Annotated in this window: 16 protein-coding genes and 1 other RNA gene; 8 read left to right on the top strand and 9 right to left on the bottom strand. The window is 70.1% G+C overall.

The genetic code is table 11. From position 1 onward, the window contains the following. The first annotated feature begins 257 nt into the window (after positions 1–257). The gene (gene smc, locus ACFQ2S_RS03790; protein WP_386072843.1) at positions 258–3,713 is read left to right on the top strand and encodes a chromosome segregation protein SMC; all 3,456 of its coding nucleotides are present in this window, start codon (positions 258–260) and stop codon (positions 3,711–3,713) included. Between the two features lie 133 nt (positions 3,714–3,846). Here smc and ACFQ2S_RS03795 read toward each other — a convergent pair whose 3' ends face one another. The 4 genes from ACFQ2S_RS03795 to ACFQ2S_RS03810 all read right to left on the bottom strand — a co-directional run bounded on the left by ACFQ2S_RS03795 (position 3,847) and on the right by ACFQ2S_RS03810 (position 7,924). Then, entirely contained in the window at positions 3,847–5,022 is a 1,176-nt protein-coding gene (locus ACFQ2S_RS03795) for a lytic murein transglycosylase (protein ID WP_386072845.1), read from the bottom strand. A gap of 87 nt (positions 5,023–5,109) precedes the next feature. Further along, complete coding sequence (gene recR / locus ACFQ2S_RS03800; RefSeq protein WP_386072847.1) at positions 5,110–5,709, bottom strand: recombination mediator RecR; 600 nt, start codon at positions 5,707–5,709, stop codon at positions 5,110–5,112. A gap of 1 nt (position 5,710) precedes the next feature. After that, entirely contained in the window at positions 5,711–6,058 is a 348-nt protein-coding gene (locus tag ACFQ2S_RS03805) for a YbaB/EbfC family nucleoid-associated protein (protein WP_089230717.1), read from the bottom strand. Between the two features lie 99 nt (positions 6,059–6,157). Continuing rightward, positions 6,158–7,924: a DNA polymerase III subunit gamma/tau gene (locus tag ACFQ2S_RS03810; RefSeq protein ID WP_386072848.1), complete on the bottom strand. Its 1,767-nt coding sequence runs from the start codon at positions 7,922–7,924 to the stop codon at positions 6,158–6,160. 219 nt (positions 7,925–8,143) lie between these two features. Between ACFQ2S_RS03810 and ACFQ2S_RS03815 the strand changes: the two genes are divergently transcribed. After that, a complete protein-coding gene (locus ACFQ2S_RS03815; protein WP_386072850.1) occupies positions 8,144–9,658 on the top strand; it encodes an ankyrin repeat domain-containing protein in 1,515 nt (504 codons plus the stop codon). Positions 9,659–9,729: 71 nt separating this feature from the next. Here the strand turns inward: ACFQ2S_RS03815 and rsgA are convergent, their stop codons facing one another. The 3 genes from rsgA to ACFQ2S_RS03830 form a co-directional block, all read right to left on the bottom strand. Further along, positions 9,730–10,764 (bottom strand): ribosome small subunit-dependent GTPase A, encoded by a 1,035-nt coding sequence (gene rsgA / locus ACFQ2S_RS03820; protein ID WP_386072852.1) that lies wholly within the window; start codon positions 10,762–10,764, stop codon positions 9,730–9,732. Between the two features lie 138 nt (positions 10,765–10,902). Next, positions 10,903–10,999, bottom strand: an RNA gene (gene ffs / locus ACFQ2S_RS03825) — signal recognition particle sRNA small type. Between the two features lie 245 nt (positions 11,000–11,244). Further along, positions 11,245–12,000, bottom strand: coding sequence for a sugar phosphate isomerase/epimerase family protein (locus ACFQ2S_RS03830; RefSeq protein WP_386072854.1), 756 nt, complete (start codon positions 11,998–12,000; stop codon positions 11,245–11,247). Positions 12,001–12,397: 397 nt separating this feature from the next. Here ACFQ2S_RS03830 and ACFQ2S_RS03835 point away from each other — a divergent pair, with 397 nt between their 5' ends. Then, complete coding sequence (locus ACFQ2S_RS03835; protein ID WP_386072856.1) at positions 12,398–13,063, top strand: hypothetical protein; 666 nt, start codon at positions 12,398–12,400, stop codon at positions 13,061–13,063. A gap of 84 nt (positions 13,064–13,147) precedes the next feature. Here the strand turns inward: ACFQ2S_RS03835 and ACFQ2S_RS03840 are convergent, their stop codons facing one another. Next, the gene (locus tag ACFQ2S_RS03840; protein WP_089230723.1) at positions 13,148–13,957 is read right to left on the bottom strand and encodes a division plane positioning ATPase MipZ; all 810 of its coding nucleotides are present in this window, start codon (positions 13,955–13,957) and stop codon (positions 13,148–13,150) included. Between the two features lie 194 nt (positions 13,958–14,151). After that, complete coding sequence (locus ACFQ2S_RS03845) at positions 14,152–14,301, bottom strand: hypothetical protein (protein ID WP_386072858.1); 150 nt, start codon at positions 14,299–14,301, stop codon at positions 14,152–14,154. Between the two features lie 63 nt (positions 14,302–14,364). On the opposite strand from ACFQ2S_RS03845, the gene ACFQ2S_RS03850 reads away from it, so the two are divergent. The 5 genes from ACFQ2S_RS03850 to ACFQ2S_RS03870 all read left to right on the top strand — a co-directional run bounded on the left by ACFQ2S_RS03850 (position 14,365) and on the right by ACFQ2S_RS03870 (position 19,550). After that, on the top strand, positions 14,365–15,315 hold the full coding sequence (locus tag ACFQ2S_RS03850; RefSeq protein WP_386072860.1) for a GNAT family N-acetyltransferase: 951 nt from the start codon (positions 14,365–14,367) through the stop codon (positions 15,313–15,315). A gap of 244 nt (positions 15,316–15,559) precedes the next feature. Next, positions 15,560–16,642, top strand: a complete 1,083-nt coding sequence (locus tag ACFQ2S_RS03855; RefSeq protein ID WP_386072862.1) for a Hint domain-containing protein — start codon at positions 15,560–15,562, stop codon at positions 16,640–16,642. Between the two features lie 189 nt (positions 16,643–16,831). After that, positions 16,832–17,452, top strand: a complete 621-nt coding sequence (gene rpsD / locus ACFQ2S_RS03860) for a 30S ribosomal protein S4 (RefSeq protein ID WP_386072864.1) — start codon at positions 16,832–16,834, stop codon at positions 17,450–17,452. Positions 17,453–17,605: 153 nt separating this feature from the next. After that, a complete protein-coding gene (locus ACFQ2S_RS03865; protein ID WP_386072865.1) occupies positions 17,606–18,010 on the top strand; it encodes an OsmC family protein in 405 nt (134 codons plus the stop codon). Positions 18,011–18,131: 121 nt separating this feature from the next. Beyond that, positions 18,132–19,550 (top strand): homospermidine synthase, encoded by a 1,419-nt coding sequence (locus tag ACFQ2S_RS03870; RefSeq protein WP_386072867.1) that lies wholly within the window; start codon positions 18,132–18,134, stop codon positions 19,548–19,550. Positions 19,551–19,588: the final 38 nt, after the last annotated feature.

The raw sequence follows: 19,588 nt of genomic DNA on the forward strand, positions 1-19,588 counted from the left end.
ATTTTCAAGTAAAATGAACTAATCAGTTCAGTTTGTCGCGCCAGCCGCCAGGGGCGGCCCAAGGTGTTGAACTCAGGTGGAAACCGGCGGCTATCGCGGAAACCGGCGTCGACGTGGCAGAGAGGCAAACACCCAGAAATCGGCATATGTTGTGGAAAACTGCGGACGGTGACCCAGATGCTGGGGCTTCGTCTTGACTTTGTAGTCGCGGATGCAAGACTGTCTCCCACCCCGCGACTCGAACAGGATCCGGCCCCGTGCGCTTCACAAGGCTCCGCCTGAACGGCTTCAAGAGCTTCGTCGACCCGACCGATCTTCTGATCGCGGACGGGCTGACCGGCGTCGTCGGCCCGAACGGGTGCGGCAAGTCCAACCTGCTCGAAGCGCTCCGCTGGGTGATGGGCGAAAACCGTCCAACCGCGATGCGCGGCGGCGGAATGGAAGACGTGATCTTTGCCGGGGCCGCCACCCGGCCGGCCCGCAACTTTGCCGAGGTCTGCCTGACCATCGACAACAGCGAGCGGCTCGCGCCTTCGGGCTTCAACGACCAGGACATGGTGGAGATCGTCCGGCGCATCACCCGCGACGCCGGCTCCGCCTACAAGTTCAACACCAAGGACGTGCGGGCGCGCGACGTCCAGATGCTCTTTGCCGACGCCTCCACCGGCAGCCAGTCGCCGGCGCTGGTCCGGCAAGGCCAGATCAGCGAGCTGATCAATGCCAAGCCCAAGTCTCGACGGCGCATCCTCGAAGAGGCCGCGGGCATTTCCGGCCTCTACCAGCGTCGCCACGAGGCAGAGCTGAAGCTGAACGGCGCCGAGCAGAACCTGTCGCGCGTCGACGACGTGGTCGAACAGCTCGCCGGGCAACTGGCGCAGCTCGCCCGGCAGGCCAAGCAGGCTGCCCGCTACCGCACCATTGGCTCGGAACTGCGCCATGCCGAGGGGCTGCTGCTCTACCGGCGCTGGCGCGAGGCGATGGACGCGCTGGAGGCCGCCCGGACCGAATTGCGCGATCGCACAACCGCCGCCTCCCAGGCCGAGCGCCTTGCCTTGGAAACCGGACGGACACGCGAGGCCGCCGACGAGGCGCTGCCGCCGCTGCGCGAGGAGGAGGCCATCGCCGCCGCGGTCCTGCAGCGCCTGCAGGTGGAACTGGGCGCGATCGGCGAGGAAGAGGCGCGGGCCACCGCCGCGATCGAGACCCTCGAACGCCAGATCGCCCAGATGTCCAAGGACATGGAGCGTGAGAGCGGCCTGAACCGCGACGCGGGCGAAACGATCGCCCGCCTCGAGGCCGAGCAGGCCGAGTTGGAAGGTGCGAACCGGGGCCACGAGGAGAAGCTGGCTGCGGCCGTCGAGGCCGCCCGGATCGCCGCCTCCAACCTGCAGGGACGCGAGAGCGAACTGGCCCAGCAGACCGAGGATGTCGCCCGCCTCTCCGCGCGCCACCAATCCGCCGAGCGGTTGGAGAGCGACGCCGACAAGGCCGTGCTCCGCCACGAGGAGGAGGCTCGAAAGGCCGCCGCGACCGCCGATCACGCCCGCGGCGTGCTCGCCGCATCCGCCGAGGCCGCGGAAGCCGCCGAGGCCGAGCAGGAAGCCGCCGCCGAGGCCGCCGAAGCCGCCGAGGTCGCGCTGGCCGAAGCCGACGCCGCCCGCGCCGATTGCGCCGCCCGCGAGGCCGACGCCCGCGCCGCGAGTTCCGCCGCCGAGGGCGAGACCCAGGCATTGCGCGCCGAGGTCGGGGCTCTGGCCCGGCTGGTAGAGCGCGATGCCGGCGCCGGCGACCAGGTGCTCGATCACCTGCGTGTCGATACCGGCTACGAGAAGGCGCTCGGCGCCGCGCTTGCCGATGACCTGCGCGCGCCCGAGGTTGGCGCCGACGCCGCGTCTGGCTGGGCGCTGCTGCCGCCCTACGAAACGCCGCAGCTGCTGCCCGAGGGCGTGGAATCGCTTGCAGGCCGGATGGAGGTTCCCGGTGTGCTGGGTCGCCGCATGGCGCAGGTCGGCGTAGTTGCGGCCGAGGACGGACCGCGCCTCCAGGCCGCGTTAAAACCCGGCCAGCGGCTGGTCAGCCTCGAAGGCGATCTCTGGCGGTGGGACGGCTTCCGCGCCGGCGCCGAGGATGCACCCTCCGCCGCCGCGCTGCGCCTGCAGCAGCTGAACCGGCTGGTGGAACTCAAGCGCGACCTCGAAGAAGCCGCCGCCCGGGCCGCGGGGGCCACGCAGGCCCACGAGGTGCTGCACCAGCGCCTGAAGGACCTGACCGACGCCGACCGCCGCGCCCGCGAGGCGCGCAAGCAGGCCGACATCGCGGTCGCCAACGCCTCGCGCAACCTGTCGCGCGCCGAGAACGACCGCGCCATGGCCGAGACCCGGCTGGAAGCCGCCGAACTCGCCGTCGCCCGCCACGAGGAAGAGGCCGCCGACGCCCGCATCCGGCTGGAAGAGGCGCGCGCCGCCCGCGAGGAACTGCCCGACCTCTCGGAGGCCCGGCTCGGCATCGAGCGGGCCAAGACCGAGGTCGAAGGATCGCGGCGCGACATGATGGCCGCCCGCGCCGCGCAGGACGAGTTGCGCCGGATCGGCGAGGCCCGCGACCGCCGTATCAAGGAGATCCTGAAGGACATCGGTGGCTGGCGCCAGCGGCTCGAGAACGCCGAGTCCCGCACCCGCGATCTCGAAGCCCGCCGCGATGCCGCCGAGGCCGAGCTGGACGTGGCTCGCGCTGCTCCGGACGACATCATCGCCCGCCGCGAGAAGCTCGCCGAGGGGCTGGAAGCCGCCGAAGCCCGCCGCCGCGCCGCCGCCGACGCGCTGGCGCTGGCCGAGACCGCCTTCCGCGACGCCGAACGCGCCGAGCGCGAGGCCGAGAAGGCCGCCGCCGCCGCCCGCGAGCACCGCGCCGCCGCACAGGCCCGCGCCGAGGCCGCGCAGGAAACACGCGATGCCGCCGCGAGCTGGATCCGCGAGGAGCTGGAGACCACGCCCGAGGCGCTGCTGGAAAAGCTGGACACCGACCCCGAGCAGATGCCCTCGACCGAGCAGATCGAGGCCGACATCGCCCGTCTGCGCCGCGCCCGGGACTCGCTCGGCGCGGTCAACCTGCGCGCCGAGGAAGACGCCAAGGAAGTCGCCGGCGAACACGCCACGCTGGTCGAGGAGAAACAGGACCTCGAGGAAGCCATCCGCACCCTGCGCACCGGCATCGCCAACCTCAACCGCGAAGGCCGCGAGCGCCTCCTGACCGCCTTCGAAGAGGTCAATTCCAACTTCGCCATGCTCTTCAAGCACCTCTTCGGCGGTGGCGAGGCCAAGCTGGAACTGGTGGAGAGCGAGGACCCGCTCGACGCTGGCCTGGAGATCATGTGCATGCCCCCGGGCAAGAAGCTCTCGACCCTTTCGCTGCTGTCGGGGGGCGAGCAGACCTTGACCGCGATGGCGCTGATCTTCGCCGTCTTCCTCGCCAACCCGGCGCCGATCTGCGTGCTGGACGAGGTCGACGCGCCGCTCGACGACGCGAACGTCACCCGCTTCTGCGATCTGCTCGACGAGATGGTGCAGCGCGCCGACACCCGGTTCCTCATCATCACCCACCACGCGGTGACCATGAGCCGGATGGACCGCCTGTTCGGCGTGACGATGCAGGAGCAAGGCGTCAGCCAGCTGGTGTCGGTCGACCTCAAGAAGGCAGAAGCGCTGGTCGCCTGACCCGGCTGCCGTGCGGGCGGCGATCTCGCGATTCGGGTATTTTGGCCAAGAAGAAGACAAGGGCGCGCGCCGTCCTTCTTCTTGGTGCAAGTACCCCCGCCGGAGGCAGCGCCCGAAACGGGCGCTTCCAGTCTCAGAGCGCGTTCAGAAGCTCGATGGTCGGCCAGGCGTCCGCCGGCAGCCCGAGCCGCAGCTGTTCGGCCCGGACGGCCGCACGGGTCTGCGCGCCGAGGATTCCATCGATCCCGCCCACGTCATGGCCGCGGGCCTGAAGCCGGGTCTGCAACGTCTGGATCTGTTCGCCGGAGAGCGCAGGCGCCGGGTTGCCAGCGTCGAACACCGGAGCCCCTTCCAGCCGGGTGGCGAAATAGGCGGCGGTCAGAACGTAGGTGAAGCTCTGGTTCCACTCGAAATAGACGTCGAAATTCGGGTAGGCGAGGAAGGCCGGGCCGCCGATTCCCTGCGGCAGCAGCAGAGCCGCCGGCAGATCGCCCCGGGCAAGGTTGCCCGATCTGGCCCGCACCCCGAGCGCCTCCCATTCGGCGACGGTCTTGCGGTGCTCGAGCCCCGTCTCGGCCCAGTTCAACCCGCCCGGCGCGGTGATTTCCTGCAGCCAGGGCTGGTTCGGCCGCCAGCCGAGCGCCTGCAGCATCGCGCCGCCCGACATCAGCGCGTCTGGCACCGAGGTCTTGAGCGAGACATGCCCGTCGCCGTCTCCGTCCACGCCGTTTTCCAGGATGTCCTTGGGCAGCATCTGCACCATGCCGATCTCGCCGGCCCAGGCGCCCGTGGTCGTCGCCGGGTCGAAATCGCCCTGCTCGAAGAGCGTCAGCGCGGCCATCACCTGCGGCTGGAACAGCTCCGGCCGGCGGCAGTCGTGGCTGAGCGTCATCAGCGCGTTCAGCGTGTTGAAGTCGCCCTGAAAGGCGCCGTAGTCCGTCTCCAGCGCCCAGAAGGCAAGGAGGACGCCGGGGTTGACGCCATAGGTCTGCTGCACCCGGTCGAAAGTGTCGCGGTGGCGGGCGAGATTGGCCTGGCCGTTCTCGATGCGGTTGTTGCTGATGACCCTGCGGGCGAACTCGGTGAAGGGGAGTTGGAAGATCCCCTGGCGCTGGTCGGCCCTGAGCACCGCCGGGTCCAGGCGGGCGGCGCCGAAGAAGCGCGACGCCTGGGCCGGATCGTGACCAGCCGCGACGGCGGCTTCCGTCATCGCCTGGCGGAACGCATCGAAACTGCCGCCGCAGGGCACCTGGGCGCTGGCGGACGTGGCGGCGGTGATCAGTGCGGCGATGGAAAGGGTCAGTCGCATGGGGCCTCCGGGATGGTTTCCGGGACCCTAGCGGAGCGCGCCGCACGGGCAAGCGCCCGACGATGACGTTCCGGTGAGACGGCCGGGCTAAAGCGCCTTGCGCGCCCGGAGCGCGGCCGAGATTGTGCCGTCGTCGAGATAATCCAGTTCGCCGCCAATCGGCACGCCCTGGGCCAGCGAGGTGACGGCGATGCCCATCGGCTCCAGCTGTTCGGCGATGTAATGGGCGGTGGTCTGGCCGTCAACGGTGGCGTTGAGCGCCAGGATCACCTCGGTGATGCCCTCGTCGCGGACCCGGGTGAGCAGACGCGGGATGCGCAGCTCGTCCGGCCCCACCGCATCGAGCGCCGAGAGCGTGCCGCCGAGCACGTGGTAACGCCCCTTGAAGACGCCCCCCCGCTCCATCGCCCACAGGTCGGCCACGTCCTCCACCACGCAGATCTCGCCGGTGGCGCGCTTCTCCGAGGTGCAGATCTCGCAGACCTCCGTGGTGCCCACGTTGCCGCAGACCACGCATTCGCGCGCGGTCGCGGCCACCTGCTGCATGGCGTCGGCCAGCGGAACCAGCAGCAGCGCGCGCTTTTTGATCAGTTGCAGCACCGCGCGACGCGCCGAGCGCGGGCCGAGGCCGGGAAGCCGGGCCATCAGCTCGATCAGGTCCTCGATGTCGCGCGGGCCCTGGCTCACCTCACATGCCCGGAATGTTCATGCCGGCGGGCAGGCCGAGCTCGGATGTGAGCTTCTCCATCTCCTCGCGGGATTTCTCCTGTGCCTTGCTCTGCGCGTCCTTGATCGCGGCGAGGATCAGGTCCTCCACAACTTCCTTCTCGTCGGGGTTGAAGATCGAGGGATCGATGTCCAGCCCGGTCAGCTCGCCCTTGGCGGTGCAGCGAGCCTTGACCAGCCCGGCGCCGCTCTCGCCGATCACCACGGTGTTTTCCAGTTCCGACTGGAGCGCGGCCATCTTGGTCTGCATCTCCTGCGCGGCCTTCATCATCTTGGCCATGTCGCCAAGCCCGCCGAGTCCCTTCAGCATATGAATTCCTTTCCGTCTTGTGTTCCGGTGTCCGACCCGCTGTCGTTCTGGCGGATCATATGGCGTGTCTCGGTCCCGGCGGCAACGCTGCCCGCGGGGCTATTCGTCCTCGAACGGGTCCCATTCGTCCTCGACCTCGGGCAGGGCCTCCATCGCAGCCGCGGCCGCGATCTGGTCGGGGGTGCGGATCTCGGCGATCCGGGCCTTGGGGAAGGCGGCGAGCGCGGCCTGCACCATCGGATGGGCCAGGGCGGCCTCCTCCAGCGCGCGGCGCTCGCTGTCGCGGGCCTCCTCGATGGTCGGGCCGCCGCCCTCGCGCACCACCGAAACCGCCCAGCGGTTGCCGGTCCAGGACTGCAGCCGCTGCCCGAGCCTCTGGGCCAGGTCCGGCGCCGCGTCCTCGGTGGGCTGGAACTCGATCCGACCTGGGCGGTAACGGGCGAGCTTCAGCGTCCGCTCGATCTCGATCAGCAGCGTCACCTCGCGATTGGCCCGGACCAGCTCGATAACATGGTCGAAGCTGGCGTAACGCGCCAGCGCCTCCTCGGGGGCCACCTGCAGCGCGGCCATCGGCCCGGCGCCCGGCGGCGTGCCGCGCGGGGCGGAGGGTGGCGGGGCGACATGGCCCACCGGGGCGCCGCCGGGAGCGGGCGCCGGCGCCCGTCCGCCACCGCCGCCCGGCCCGGAGGGGGGCGGCGTCGCATCCTTCAGCTTGCGCACCAGGTCGCCCGGCGTCGGCAGGTCGGCCACATGAGTCAGCCGGATGATCGCCATCTCGGCCGCCATCATCGCGTTCGGCGCCGCGGAGACCTCTTCCAGCGCCTTCAGCAGCATCTGCCACATCCGCGCAAGGATCGGCATCGACAGCGCCTCTGCCATTGCCCGGCCGCGGTCGCGCTCGTCCGGGGGCACGGTCGGGTCGTCGGCTGCTTCCGGCGTGATCTTGGTGACCGAGACCCAATGGCAGACCTCCGCCAGGTCGCGCAGGATCGCCACCGGGTCGGCCCCGTCGGCATATTGCGTCGCCAGCTCGGTCAGCGCGCCCGCGGCGTCGCCCTTCAGGATCATGTCGAACAGGTCGAGAATGCGGCCCCGGTCGGCGAGGCCCAGCATCGCGCGGACCGTCTCGGCGTCGGTCTCGCCCACGCCCTGGCTCAGCGCCTGGTCGAGCAGCGAAGTCGCGTCCCGCGCCGAGCCCTCGGAGGCCCGCACCAGCAACGCCAGCGCGTCGTAAGTGATCTGGCCGCCCTCGGCATCCGCGATCCGGCGCAGCATTGCCACCATGTCCTCCGGCTCGATCCGGCGCAGGTCGAACCGCTGGCAGCGGCTCAGCACCGTCACCGGCACCTTGCGGATCTCGGTGGTGGCGAAGATGAACTTCACATGCGCCGGCGGCTCCTCCAGCGTCTTGAGCAGCGCGTTGAAGGCGCTGGTCGAGAGCATGTGGACCTCGTCGATGATATAGACCTTGTAGCGCGCCGAGGTCGGAGCATAGGCCACCGAGTCAAGTACCTGGCTGCGGATGTCGCCGACCCCGGTGTTGGAGGCCGCGTCCATTTCCAGCACGTCCACGTGCCGCCCTTCGGAGATCGCCACGCAATGCTCGCAGGTGCCGCAGGGTTCCGTCGTCGGTCCGCCGCTGCCGTCGGGGCCGACGCAGTTCATCCCCTTGGCGATGATCCGCGCGGTCGAGGTCTTGCCGGTGCCGCGGATGCCCGTCATCACGAAGGCCTGCGCGATCCGGTCCGCGGCGAAGGCGTTCTTCAGCGTCCGCACCATGGCCTGCTGGCCCACCAGGTCGGCAAAGGTGGCGGGGCGGTATTTCCGCGCCAGCACCTGGTAGCCGCTCTCGCCCGTCTCGCTCATCTCGCCTCGCTTCGCTGACCGGCCCAACCTAGTGGCGCTGGCGGCGGAGGTCCACCGTTGCGATGGCCCGGCGCTCTGCTATCCTGTCAGGGCCGTTCGCGAGGCGGCGTCCAGGTCCGCGGAAAGCCGTCATCGGCACCTCGTCCGACGAAGAACCCACACCGGTTTTTCACGTTGCCCGAACCGGCGGACCAACGGGCGTGAACGGGAGAAACCGACATGAAATCCCTGGAACAGCTGCGCCGCGACGCCAAGGCGCTGAAAAAGGCCCACCTCGCCGGCGCGCCCGAGGCGGCGCTGCGGCTTGCCGCCCATCCGCCACGAAGCGCCGGCGCCCTGCAACACGCCGATTACCTGCACGTGATCGCGCAGGAACAGGGCTTTGCCTCCTGGCCGCGGCTGAAGCTTGCCGCCGAGACGGAGGGGCTCGACCGCGCCGCCCGGATCCAGCGCCTCAAGATCGCGCTGCACAATGGCCAGACCTGGGTCGCCGAACGACTGCTGGAGGAGACGCCGGACCTCGCCGACGGGCTCTTTGCCCTTCAGGTCGCGCTGCTGAACCGCGCCGAGGTCGCGCGGATGCTGGCCGAGGACCCGGCCCGCGCCACGCAGGAGTTCGGCCCGCGCCGCCCGATGCTGCACCTCGCCTTCTCGCGCTGGATCCACGCCCGCCCCGATCGGGCCGACGACATGCTGGCGATCGCGCGGATGCTGGTCGACCACGGCGCCAGCGTGAACGACGCGTGCCCGGTCGGCCCGGGCAACCCGCACCGGCTCTCCGCCCTCTACGGGGCCATAGGCCACGCCGACAACATGGTGCTCGCGGCCTGGCTGCTGGAGCAGGGCGCCGACCCGAACGATGGCGAATCTCTCTACCATTCGACCGAGCTCGGCCACCATCACGGGCTGAAGCTGTTGCTCGCCCACGGGGCGGACCCGAAGGGCACCAATGCCCTGCTGCGGGCGATGGATTTCAACGACCACGCGGCGGTTCGCCTGCTGCTGGACCACGGCGCCTGCGCCGATGATTTCGACAGCACCCATGTCGGTGGCGAGCGCCCCTGGGTGGTGCCCGCCCTGCACCAGGCCGCCCGACGGATGTGCAACGCCGAGATGGTGGAGCTGCTGCTGCGCGCCGGTGCCGACCCGGCCCGCCGGTTCCTCGGCGCCACGCCCTATGCCTTTGCCCGCGTCTTCGGCAACCGGGCCCTCGCGGATGCGCTTGAGGCGCTCGGCCCGCAGCCGCCCCTCACCCCGGTCGAGACAGCGCTCGCCGCAGCCGCCGATGACCAGCCGGCCAAAGGCCCGACCGGCGAGCTGCCCGAGGCCTATGCCGACATCCTCCGCATGATCCTCCACCTGCCCGGCAAGCTGGAGCATCTCCGCCGCCTCGTCGCCCTCGGGCTGCACCCGGACCGGCCCGATGCCGAGGGCCTCACCCCGGTGCAGGTCGCGGGTTGGGAGGGGCTGCCGGAGGTCATGGCCTTCTTCCTCGCGCAATCGCCCGACCTGACCCATGTGAACGGCTACGGCGGCGGCCTGCTCGACACCATCGTCCACGGCTCCGAGAATTGCCCGGCCCGTGCAAGCCGCGACCATGTTCGATGCGCCGAACTGGCGCTCGCGGCCGGTGCGCCCCTCCGCGGCGACACGATCCGCGGTGCCGGCGACGAGGCGATGTCCGCCTTCCTCCAGGACTGGGCCGAGGCGCACGCCGACAGGGTCGCGGGCTGACCTCAGGTCTTCTTGGTGAAAATACCCTCGGGGGGCGCGGGGGGCAGACGGCCCCCCGCTCGCGGCCGGGCTCAGTCGCCACGCCAGCGGCGCTTTTCCTCCATCACCGAGCGCACCATTTTCCCGAATCCCTTGGACCGGGCGCGGGCCTCGGCGATGGTCTCGGAATTGCGGGCGTCCTCCCGCTGCAGCTTGCGCCAGCGCGCCAGCCGCGCCGGATCGAGCCGCCCGGCGTCGATCTCCTCGCGGATTGCGCAGCCCGGCTCGCTGTCATGGCCGCAATCCGAGAACCGGCAGCGCGCGGCGAGCTCAGAGAGGTCGGCGAAGACGCTGTCGATTCCCTCGGCGGCGTCGGTCAGCTGCAGCTCCCGCATCCCCGGCGTATCGATCAGCCAGCCCCCCGCCGCCGTGCGCCAGAGCGCCCGGGCGGTGGTGGTGTGCCGGCCCTTCGAATCGTCGGGGCGAATGTCCCGCGTGCCGTCGTGCCGGCCGGTCAAGCCGTTGGAAAGCGTAGTCTTTCCGACGCCGGAGGAGCCGAGCAAGGCCAGCGTCTGTCCCCGGTCGCACCAGGGATGCAGCCGGGCGATCTGCTCCGGGTCGCGGGCGTCCAGCGTCACGGCGGCGACCAGCGGCGAGAGCGCCTCGGCGCGGTGGCGGTAGGCGTCGGGATCCTCCGCCTCGTCGGCCTTGGTGATGACCACGAGCGGCAGGCAGCCGGCGGCAGAGGCCAGCGCGAGGTAGCGCTCCAGCCGGGCCACGTTGAAATCGTGGTTGCAGGAGGTCACGATACCCAGCGTGTCGACGTTGGCGGCGATCAGCTGGTCGCGGGAGGCGGTGCCGGCGGCGCGGCGGTGGAGCAGGGTCTTGCGTTCCAACAGGTTGAGAGCGCGGTGATTTTCCGGGTCATGGAGCAGCCAGTCGCCGACGGCGAATTCGCCGGTGCTCTGCTTGCCCGGCAGGGTGAGCGTCACCGGCCCGGTCTCTGCCAGCGCCTCGAGCCGGTCACGGGCGACAAGGGAGACACGCGCGGGCAGGCCCGGTTCGCCCGCGGCGCGGGCTGCGTGGAAAGCCGACCATCCGAGGTCGGAAAGCGTAAGAGATGTCAATGGTTTGATCCCTGAACACGTCTGGAAAACGGCCATCAGGCCGCGGGTTCGACGGTCGGGTGTCAGGCCTTGGTCAGGCGGCCTGCACCCGGAGGATGGTCACAAGCTCTGTCATGTGTCCTCCGTTCAGGTTGGTTGGGTGAGAGGCTGGACAACGACCCAAGCGGGGCTCGTTACGGCTGCTTCCTTCCGGACCTGACCGGGTTGGCGAGGCGCCTGCCCGCGCCAACCTCTCGGGGATGCAGGTAGTCGATCCGTGCGGAGGATTCAAGCGGGCGCGGGCGGGAGTTTCGGTCGGAATGCAGGTTTCGGGGCCGAGAACGATCGGAACGACGACCGAAACAGCGGGAGTTGCTGTCGTTTGCCGGGAATCGCGCGCCCGCCGTTGGCGCCGTGAGCGGGATTCCGGTCAAACCGACCGAAACGACCGCCGTGAATGACCGGAACGACTGGTGCGGCCGGAGCGGCGCCGTGCGCCCCTCAAAATCCGGAGGCGGCGGCGATGGAGCGGCGGGCGAAGCGGGCGTCGTCGGCGGGGTTGTCGTGCTCCATGACGAGAAAGCGCGCGCCGGTCGCCTCGACCTCGGGCAGGATCCGCCGCCAGTCGAGAATGCCGTCGCCGACATCGGCCCAGCCGTCCTCCCCGGTGTTCTCGCCCTCGGGCGCGATGTCCTTGAGGTGAACGGCGACGATCCGGTCGGCGTACTTGCGGAGCCAGCGCACCGGGTCTTGGCCGGCGCGGGCGACCCAGGCGATATCTAGTTCGAGCGCGAGATCGTCGGAGCCGGCGAGGATCAGGTCCAGCGGTGTCTCGGCGCTGTCGGTCTCGGCGAATTCGAAGGCGTGGTTGTGCCAGCCGAAGGCGACGCCCGCCTCCCGCAGCCGCGCGCCGGAGAGCGCCAGCACGCGGCCCAGCTCGGCCCAGCCTTCGGCGGTCTTCTCCTGCTCGTCCTCGGGGAGCGCGGGGACGAACACCGCTTCCATGTCGAGGGCGCGGGCGATCTCGATCACGCGGTCGGGCTGGGCGGAGACCATCTCGAGCGAGACATGACCGGTGGGCATGGTGAGGCCGGCCGCGGCCAGCGCGTCGCGAAGCTTGCCCGGGTCTTCGAGGCCCGCAAACAGGGCGGGGTCGCCCTCCACCTGTTTGTAGCCGAGCCCTGCGAGCATCCTGAAAGTGTCCGGCAGCGGGCCGAACTTGCGCGAGGAATGAAGCTGATAGGAGAAGTCACGCATCTGCTGGATCCTTTGCTTGAGGGATTGGCCCCGCGGTGGACGATGTGGTCTTGCCGCGCCGCATCGGTGCCGGGGCAGGAGGCCCCGATGCGGCGAGCAGCAGCAAGGGCCTGATCCCGGAGGCCCTTGCTGCGCGTCGCGTCGTGTCAGGCCCCGCGCGGCGCGGGGAGAGGAGGTTGCCGCGCGAGGCAAAATGTTAACGCCCCGGTTGTAAACTTGTTCCCGAACTTCGGAGACAGTTTCGGCGGAATGCATCGAGTTGTTTCCAGACAATAGCGACAGGGCGGAAACCGGCACCGTTGCGGCTTGAACAAGGCTCGAAAGCTCCCGACCTCCGCCACAAACCGGCCCCAGTCCTTCACTAGCGTCAAAGTTGTGTAAAGTATGGAGTAGCGCCGTGAAGATCGAGCAGACCAAGGAGACCCAGCCGGATCAGGCTGCACCGCAGATCACCGCCCCGTACCGGGCGACGCGAAGCCTGAGCCGGATGCTGGCCATCCCGATGCTCGGTCTTGGCGCAGCGAGCTGTGTCGCTGTCGAATTCGTCAAGGCGCTTGCTCCCGAATTCGCCGCCCTGCCGCTGATCGCCGGTCCGGCGCTGGCGCTGGCCGGCCTGCTGATGCTTTTGCGCAGCCAGGTCTGCGAGGCCCGCGCCGCCAAGGCCCGCCGCATGAGCTGCCAGCGCATTGCCCCGTATCGCCCGGTCATGGCCGATGGCTCGAACGGCGTTTCGGCGCTGAACGCGGTGCTTTCGCCGGCCGGCGAACGGCACAGCGCGCCGCCGCGCCGCGCCAATGTCGCCCGCGCCCGCGCCGTTGCCCGTGCCTCCAACGCCCCGCTCGAAACCCATTATGGCAACAATGTCCGCCTGTTCCCTCCGGCGCCGCATCGCGCCGAGGCCCAGCCGCAGCCTGCCGCGACACGCAGCCGGACGCCCTCCGCCTCGCTGGCCTGCGCGGTCCACTTCGGCAACAACTGGGCGCAGGACGTGGACCTGTCGCCGCGCGCCAAGGCCCGGCTGGAGGCCGACCCCTTCGTCAAGCGGCTGGCGCGGATCAGCTGATCCGTCGCGCTTCCCCGGCTTTCCGCCATACCTCGGAGCGAATGGCCAGCCCTTGCGGCTGGCCTTTCCTTTTGTAGGGCGGGATCAGAAGCGGACGGTGACGCCGGGCAGGGCGAGGGTCTTGATCAGGTCGCGGACCTCCTGCCGGGCGGCGATGTTCGACAGGTTCAGGCGGTCGCCGCCGATGTCGCGCAGGTCGAGCAGGGTGAGACCGCGGGGGAACAGCTCGCGAAAGATCACCCGCTCGCTGAAGCCGGGCGCCACGCGGAAGCCGATGCGGCGCGAGAGCTTGCCCAGCGCCTCTCCGACCTTGCGCTTGTTGTGCATCTGCTGCGAGCCGAGGCGGTTGCGGGTGACGATCCAGTCGATCGGCTTCAGCCCTGCCTCGGCCCGGGTCTGCCGCGCCGCCCAGACCATCTCCGAATAGACCGACGGGCCCAGGATCGCGCCGTCCTTCGGGCGGGTGCGGGCGAGCAGGTCGAAATCGACGAAACTGTCATTGAGCGGCGTGATCAGCGTGTCGGCCAGCGAATGGGCCAGCTGGCTCAGCCGGGTATGCGAGCCGGGGCAGTCGATCAGGACGAAGTCGTTGTCCTGGCGCAGCTCCTGCACCGCGAGCGACAGGCGGTGGTCGTTGATGTTGACGCCCTGCGGCACCTGCTCGGGCGGGATGTCGGGCAGGTTCATGTAGGCGGGGATGGCGAGATCGTGACCCTCGTTCTCGCAGAAGGCGCGGCGGTTCTCGATGTAGCGCCCAAGGCTCTGCTGGCGCAGGTCGAGGTCCAGCGTGCCGACCCGGTGGCCCATGCGCACAAGCGCGGTTGCCACATGCATCGAGGTGGTCGACTTGCCCGACCCGCCCTTCTCGTTACCGACGACGATGATATGCGCCAAGGTGCGCTCTCCGACTGCAGACTTCTCTGGTGGCCGCGGCTCCCCCAGGAACCGTGCCGCGGGTTCTGCCACGGCGATGTGACAGGGGCGCGGCGGGTGCGACCGGAGCCTGTGCCACTAATGCCGGACGGGCGGGAGGAAAAGGGCAAAACCGCCCCCGGTGCGATTGCGGCCCGCGCCCCGTCGCGGCGCGATCACAGCAGCCAGCGCCAGGCCGCCTCGGCAAGGGCGAGGAGGGCGAACACCGGCAGCGAGAGCGAGCAGGCGAGCCAGAGAGCGCTGCGGAAGGTGGGGCGGGGCGGCGGGGCTTTGATGCCCATCACGGGCGGCGGGGAGCGTTTCATGGCCCCGTGTTAACCACGCCTTAGGTTGCGGGGGCGTTAATGGCGGCGCGAAAGGAAGGCCGCTTGGACGCAGATTGGGAAGAGACCGCGCCGATGCGCCTGCCCGGGGGGCTGGCGGCGTTGCCGATGCAGCAGCACGGGCTCTACGGCGCAGCCTGCCGGAGCCTGGGAGCCGGCGCGCGGCGCTTCGTGATGCGGCGGCACGGGCAGGTGGAAGGCGCGGCGCAGGTGCTGGTGCGGCGCTGGCCGTTGCTGGGAACGGCGGCGCTGCTGTCGCGCGGGCCGGTCTGGGCGAGGTCGGTGCCGGAGGCGCGGCGCGTGGCGGGGCTGCGCGGGTTGCTGGAGCGGCTGCGGCGGGAGCATCGCTGCGTGGTGGTGACCCCGGAACCCGGCGTGGGCGGGGTGGATCCGATGGCGGGCAGCGGCTGGCTGCCGGCGGTCAGCGCCTGTTCGCTCGCCCGGCTGTCGCTCGAGGGCGGGCCGGAGGCGTTGCGCGGGCGGATGCATGGCAAGTGGCGGAACCGGCTGGTGCGGGCGGAGGCGGCGGGGCTGGTGGTCGCGGCGGGGCCGATGCCGGCGGACCCGGGCCACTGGCTGCTGCGCAGGGAGGCGGCGCAGGCGCGGACACGGGGCTACCGCGCGCTGCCGGCGTCCTTTACCGCGGCATGGGTGGCTGTGGGCGGGCCAGGGTCGGCGCGGCTCTTCACGGCTCTGCGCGGGGATGAGCCGGTGGCGGCGATGCTGTTCCTGCTGCACCCGCCGGGGACGAGTTACCACGTCGGCTGGTCGGGGCCGGAGGGGCGGGCGGCTGGGGCGCACAACCTGTTGCTCTGGGGGGCGATGCAGTGGCTCGCGGGGCAGGGGGTGCGGACGCTCGATCTGGACCTGCTGGACAGCCACGCCGCGCCGGGGCTGGTGCGCTTCAAGCTCGGCAGCGGGGCTGTATGCGAGCCGCTGGCGCCGACCCGGGTGCACGCGCCGGGGAGCCGGCTGTTTGCCGGGCGTGCGGCCTGAGACGGTATGGCTCCCGCCCGTCGTCGATGCATCGGGGATGCATCTCCTCCCGTTGGGCCGGGCCGCGCGCAAGCGCGCGGCAGGGGGCGCAGGGGGTGGGGCGTGCGAAGGCGGGCGAACGGACGGCGGGCGATGGGGAGGTCGGTGCGCCGGAAGACGCTCGCGAATCACAGGCTTTGCCAGATGAGGAACATGTGGTAAACCATCGGGCAAAATAGAGAAAACATCGAGCAGGCAATCAAGGATGACAGACGGGACCGATGCGGCCTTCGTCATCTCCTGGGCACAGACGGTCATCGAGGGGAACGCCTCGCCGTCGCCGGGAGAATTGCGCGTGGGCGCGAGCTGGCGCTGGGCCGGGCAGGCGATGCGGGTGGACGGGCCTTCGGGCGCGGCGCTGCTGGGGCAGGCGCTTGGCAGCGCGGAGTTGCACGAGCGGGCGGCGCGGACGGCGCGGCGGATGTGCGCGACGGTGGTGCCGATGGGTGCGCCTGGGCGGATCGACGTGAGCGGCGAGCACCTATTGGACCAGGGCTTCGTGGTGACGGATGGGCGGCATGGCTATGCCGCGAGCCGGATCGAGCCCGGTGACGGGCGGCCGGCGCTGGTCCTCTTCGTGGGCGCGCCGCCGCCGCAGGATCGCGACCTGTGGATCGCGCGGATCGTCACCAACCGGCGCGCCGAGGCGCGGGCGCGGCTGGCGCCGCCGCCGCCGGTCACCGGGCTGGTGGCGGGCAGCCGGGTTGCGACGCCGCAGGGGCCACGGCCGGTGGAGCGGCTGGTGCCGGGCGACAAGGTGCTCACGCGGGGCGGCAACACTTGCGTGGTGCGCTTCGCCGGCAAGCTGCGGCTGACCTCCGCGGACCTGCGCCATGTGCCGGCGCACCGGCCGATCCGGTTCTCGCAGGCGGCCCTAGGCCCGCGCTGGACCGGGCGCGACCTGCATCTTGCGCCGGACCAGACGCTTGAGCTTGGCGGGCCCGCGGGGCGGGCGCTGTTCGGCCGGAGCGCGGTGCTGGTCCGGGCGGGCGACCTGCTGGACCATCCGGGCGTCTGCGTCGATCCGGTGATGCAGGAGGTGACCTATGTCCAGCTCCTGCTCGATCGCCACGGCGTTGTGGTGGCCGACGGCATGGGCTGCGAGAGCTTCCACCCCGATGCGGCGGTCATGCCGCGCAAGGGGCTGGTCGATCCGGACCTGCTCAAGCATCTCGATCCGAAGGTGCTGGCGCAGCCGTCGCGCTATGGGCCGGTGGCGGGGCGGCGGCTGAGCCGGGGCGAGGCGGCGTTGCTGTTGGCGCGTGGCAGTCTCCGGGCGGTTGCTTGACAGCCTGCGCCTGACCCTCTAAGGAGCGCCATCCCGGCACCGCGTCTTGCGCGGCGGCCAGGAAATTCATTGGTGTTGGTGGCCCCCGCAAGGGGATGCCTGTCTCCCGCTCAGGGAAAGGACAACGCCCTTCATAGGTGCCCTGATGCAGCGATGCGGGGGCGCCGCACGAAAGAAGGAGATCAGACGGTGACCAAACGCACCTCTGCCAAGTACAAGCTCGATCGCCGCATGGGCGAGAACATCTGGGGCCGCCCCAAATCCCCCGTCAACCGCCGCGAATACGGCCCGGGCCAGCACGGCCAGCGCCGCAAGGGCAAGATGTCCGACTTCGGCCTGCAGCTCCGCGCCAAGCAGAAGCTGAAAGGCTACTACGGCGACCTGACCGAGAAGCAGTTCCGCCGCATCTTCGCCGATGCCGAGCGGGTCAAGGGCGACACCGGTGAGAACCTCATCGCTCTGCTGGAGCGCCGCCTGGACGCCGTCGTCTACCGCGCCAAGTTCGTGCCGACCATCTTCGCCGCGCGTCAGTTCGTGAACCATGGCCACGTCCTGGTGAACGGCCAGCGGGTGAACATCCCCTCCTACCGCGTCAAGGAAGGCGACGTGATCGAGGTGCGCGACCGCTCCAAGCAGCTCGCCGTCGTGCTTGAGGCCGTTGGCCTGGCCGAGCGTGACGTGCCCGATTACATCGATGCCGACCATTCCAAGATGACCGCGACCTTCGTGCGCGCGCCCGGCCTCGCCGACGTGCCCTACGCGGTTCAGATGGAACCGAACCTCGTCATCGAATTCTACGCCCAGAACTAAGGTTCAGGGACGTCCGAGACAGAAAGGGCCGCGACGGGGAAACCGTCGCGGCCTTTTTCGTTGCGTGGGGGAGGACCGGGCTTCGGCGCGATCTGCTATCTTCTGACTCAACGGGTTCTGTCGACCCGGGCGAGCCGCGAGGAGGGGGCCAGTATGCAGTTGGAAGTTTCGTTTCGAAAGGTTGCGGGCACCGGGGCCGCACTGGGGTGGGCGGGATCGAGGACGGTGGTCGCTGACAGGCGCGCAGGCAGCGCCGGTGGCCTTGGGCTTGGCCTCAGTGGCGGCGAACTGATGGCGCTGGCGCTCGGGGCCGGTTACTTCAACCAGCTGCATTTCAGTGCGGAGGCGCTCGGGATCGAGATTTCCGATGCCGAGGTGGATGTGCGCGTGGACTTCGACGGCGATCCGCTGCGCGTTGCCGGCGCCACGGTGGATGTCCGGCTGGCGGTCGAGGGAAGCGAGGCCGACAAGGCGCGGCTGCTCGAACACGCGGAGCGCGAATCGACGATCTCCGGTTCCGTGGTGAATGGCTTTCCTGTGTCGATCTCGCAGGGCTGACCGAAAGCCTGGTCCGGCGTGACTTTGCGGCCGCTTCGGCCGATTGCCTGAGGCAGCAAAGGCGGCGCTTGCATTCCCGCGCACGCTGCCTATCACGCGTGCAAACTTCGAGGAGTTCCCTATGACCAACCACCCCAACCATGGCCGGATCGACGGCCGCATCGTCATCATTGGCTTTGGCTCGATCGGCCGTGGAACGCTCCCGCTGATCGAGCGCCATTTCAGCTTCGACCGGAGCAAGCTGAGCATCATCGAGCCGTCGGAGAGCCATGCCGCCGCGATTGCGGCGCGTGGATATGCGCATGAGGCCGTCTCGCTGACGCCGGAGAACTACCGCGAGGTGCTGGGCCGGCTGCTGGAGCCGGGCAAGGGCTTCTGCGTCAACCTGAGCGTCGACACCTCGTCGCTCGACTTGATGAAATTCTGCCGTGAGATCGGGGTTCCCTATATCGACACCGTGGTCGAGCCCTGGGCCGGCTATTACTTCGGCACCGAGGACAACGCGGCGCGCACCAACTATGCCCTGCGCCAGGCCGTGCGCGACGAGAAGGCCGCCAACCCGGGCGGGACGACGGCGGTGAGCTGCTGCGGCGCCAACCCGGGCATGGTGAGCTGGTTTGTAAAGGAGGCGCTGCTGACACTGGCGCGCGACACCGGCCGCGACGCCACCACGCCGGCCGACCGCGCCGGCTGGGCCGCGCTGATGCGGGACCTGGGCGTGAAGGGCGTGCATATCGCCGAGCGCGACACCCAGGTGCGGCTGGAGCCGCGGCCGCTGGGCGCCTTCGTCAACACCTGGTCGGTCGAGGGCTTCATCGCCGAGGGCTTCCAGCCGGCGGAGCTGGGCTGGGGCACCTTCGAGCCGTGGTTCCCCGAGAACGGCCATCGCCACGAGACCGGCTGCCGCGCCGGGATCTGGCTGGAGCAGCCGGGCGCCAACACGCGGGTCAACACCTGGTGCCCGACGCCGGGGCCGCAGTTCGGCTTCCTGGTCACCCATAACGAGGCGATCTCGATCGCCGATTACTACACCGTCGGCGCCCCGGACGCGCCGGAGTTCCGGCCGACCTGCCATTACGCCTATCACCCCTGCGACGACGCGGTGCTGAGCCTGCACGAGATGTTCGGCTCCAACGCGATTCAGGAGACCCATCACATCCTCGAGGTGGACGAGATCACCAGCGGGATCGACGAGTTGGGCGTGCTGCTTTACGGCCACGAGAAGAACGCGCTGTGGTTCGGCTCGCGGCTGTCGAACGAGGAGACCAAGGACCTGGCGCCGGATCAGAACGCGACGGCGCTGCAGGTGTCCTCGGCGGTGCTTGCGGGCATGGTCTGGGCGCTGGAAAACCCCGGTGCGGGGATCGTGGAGACCGACGAGATGGACCACGCCCGGTGTCTCGAGGTGCAGCGGCCCTATCTCGGCCCGGTCGAGGCGCATTACACCGACTGGACGCCGCTGACCGATCGCCAGAGCCAGTTTCCGGAGGATCTGATCGAGGACGAACCCTGGGCCTTCCGCAACGTGCTGGTCGGCTGACTACAAAGGGGCCGCGTCGGGATGCACCGGCGCGGCCC

It is taken from the genome of Tropicimonas aquimaris (genome assembly GCF_042676185.1).
GTDB classification, from domain to species: Bacteria; Pseudomonadota; Alphaproteobacteria; order Rhodobacterales; family Rhodobacteraceae; genus Tropicimonas; species Tropicimonas aquimaris.

Coding starts and splice junctions, on each gene's coding strand:
- ACFQ2S_RS03795 (WP_386072845.1), bottom strand. CDS start 5,022: ATGCGACTGACCCTTTCCATCGCCGCACTGATCACCGCCGCCACGTCC.
- ACFQ2S_RS03805 (WP_089230717.1), bottom strand. CDS start 6,058: ATGCTGAAGGGACTCGGCGGGCTTGGCGACATGGCCAAGATGATGAAG.
- ACFQ2S_RS03810 (WP_386072848.1), bottom strand. CDS start 7,924: ATGAGCGAGACGGGCGAGAGCGGCTACCAGGTGCTGGCGCGGAAATAC.
- ACFQ2S_RS03815 (WP_386072850.1), top strand. CDS start 8,144: ATGAAATCCCTGGAACAGCTGCGCCGCGACGCCAAGGCGCTGAAAAAG.
- ACFQ2S_RS03830 (WP_386072854.1), bottom strand. CDS start 12,000: ATGCGTGACTTCTCCTATCAGCTTCATTCCTCGCGCAAGTTCGGCCCG.
- ACFQ2S_RS03845 (WP_386072858.1), bottom strand. CDS start 14,301: ATGAAACGCTCCCCGCCGCCCGTGATGGGCATCAAAGCCCCGCCGCCC.
- ACFQ2S_RS03855 (WP_386072862.1), top strand. CDS start 15,560: ATGACAGACGGGACCGATGCGGCCTTCGTCATCTCCTGGGCACAGACG.
- ACFQ2S_RS03865 (WP_386072865.1), top strand. CDS start 17,606: ATGCAGTTGGAAGTTTCGTTTCGAAAGGTTGCGGGCACCGGGGCCGCA.
- ACFQ2S_RS03870 (WP_386072867.1), top strand. CDS start 18,132: ATGACCAACCACCCCAACCATGGCCGGATCGACGGCCGCATCGTCATC.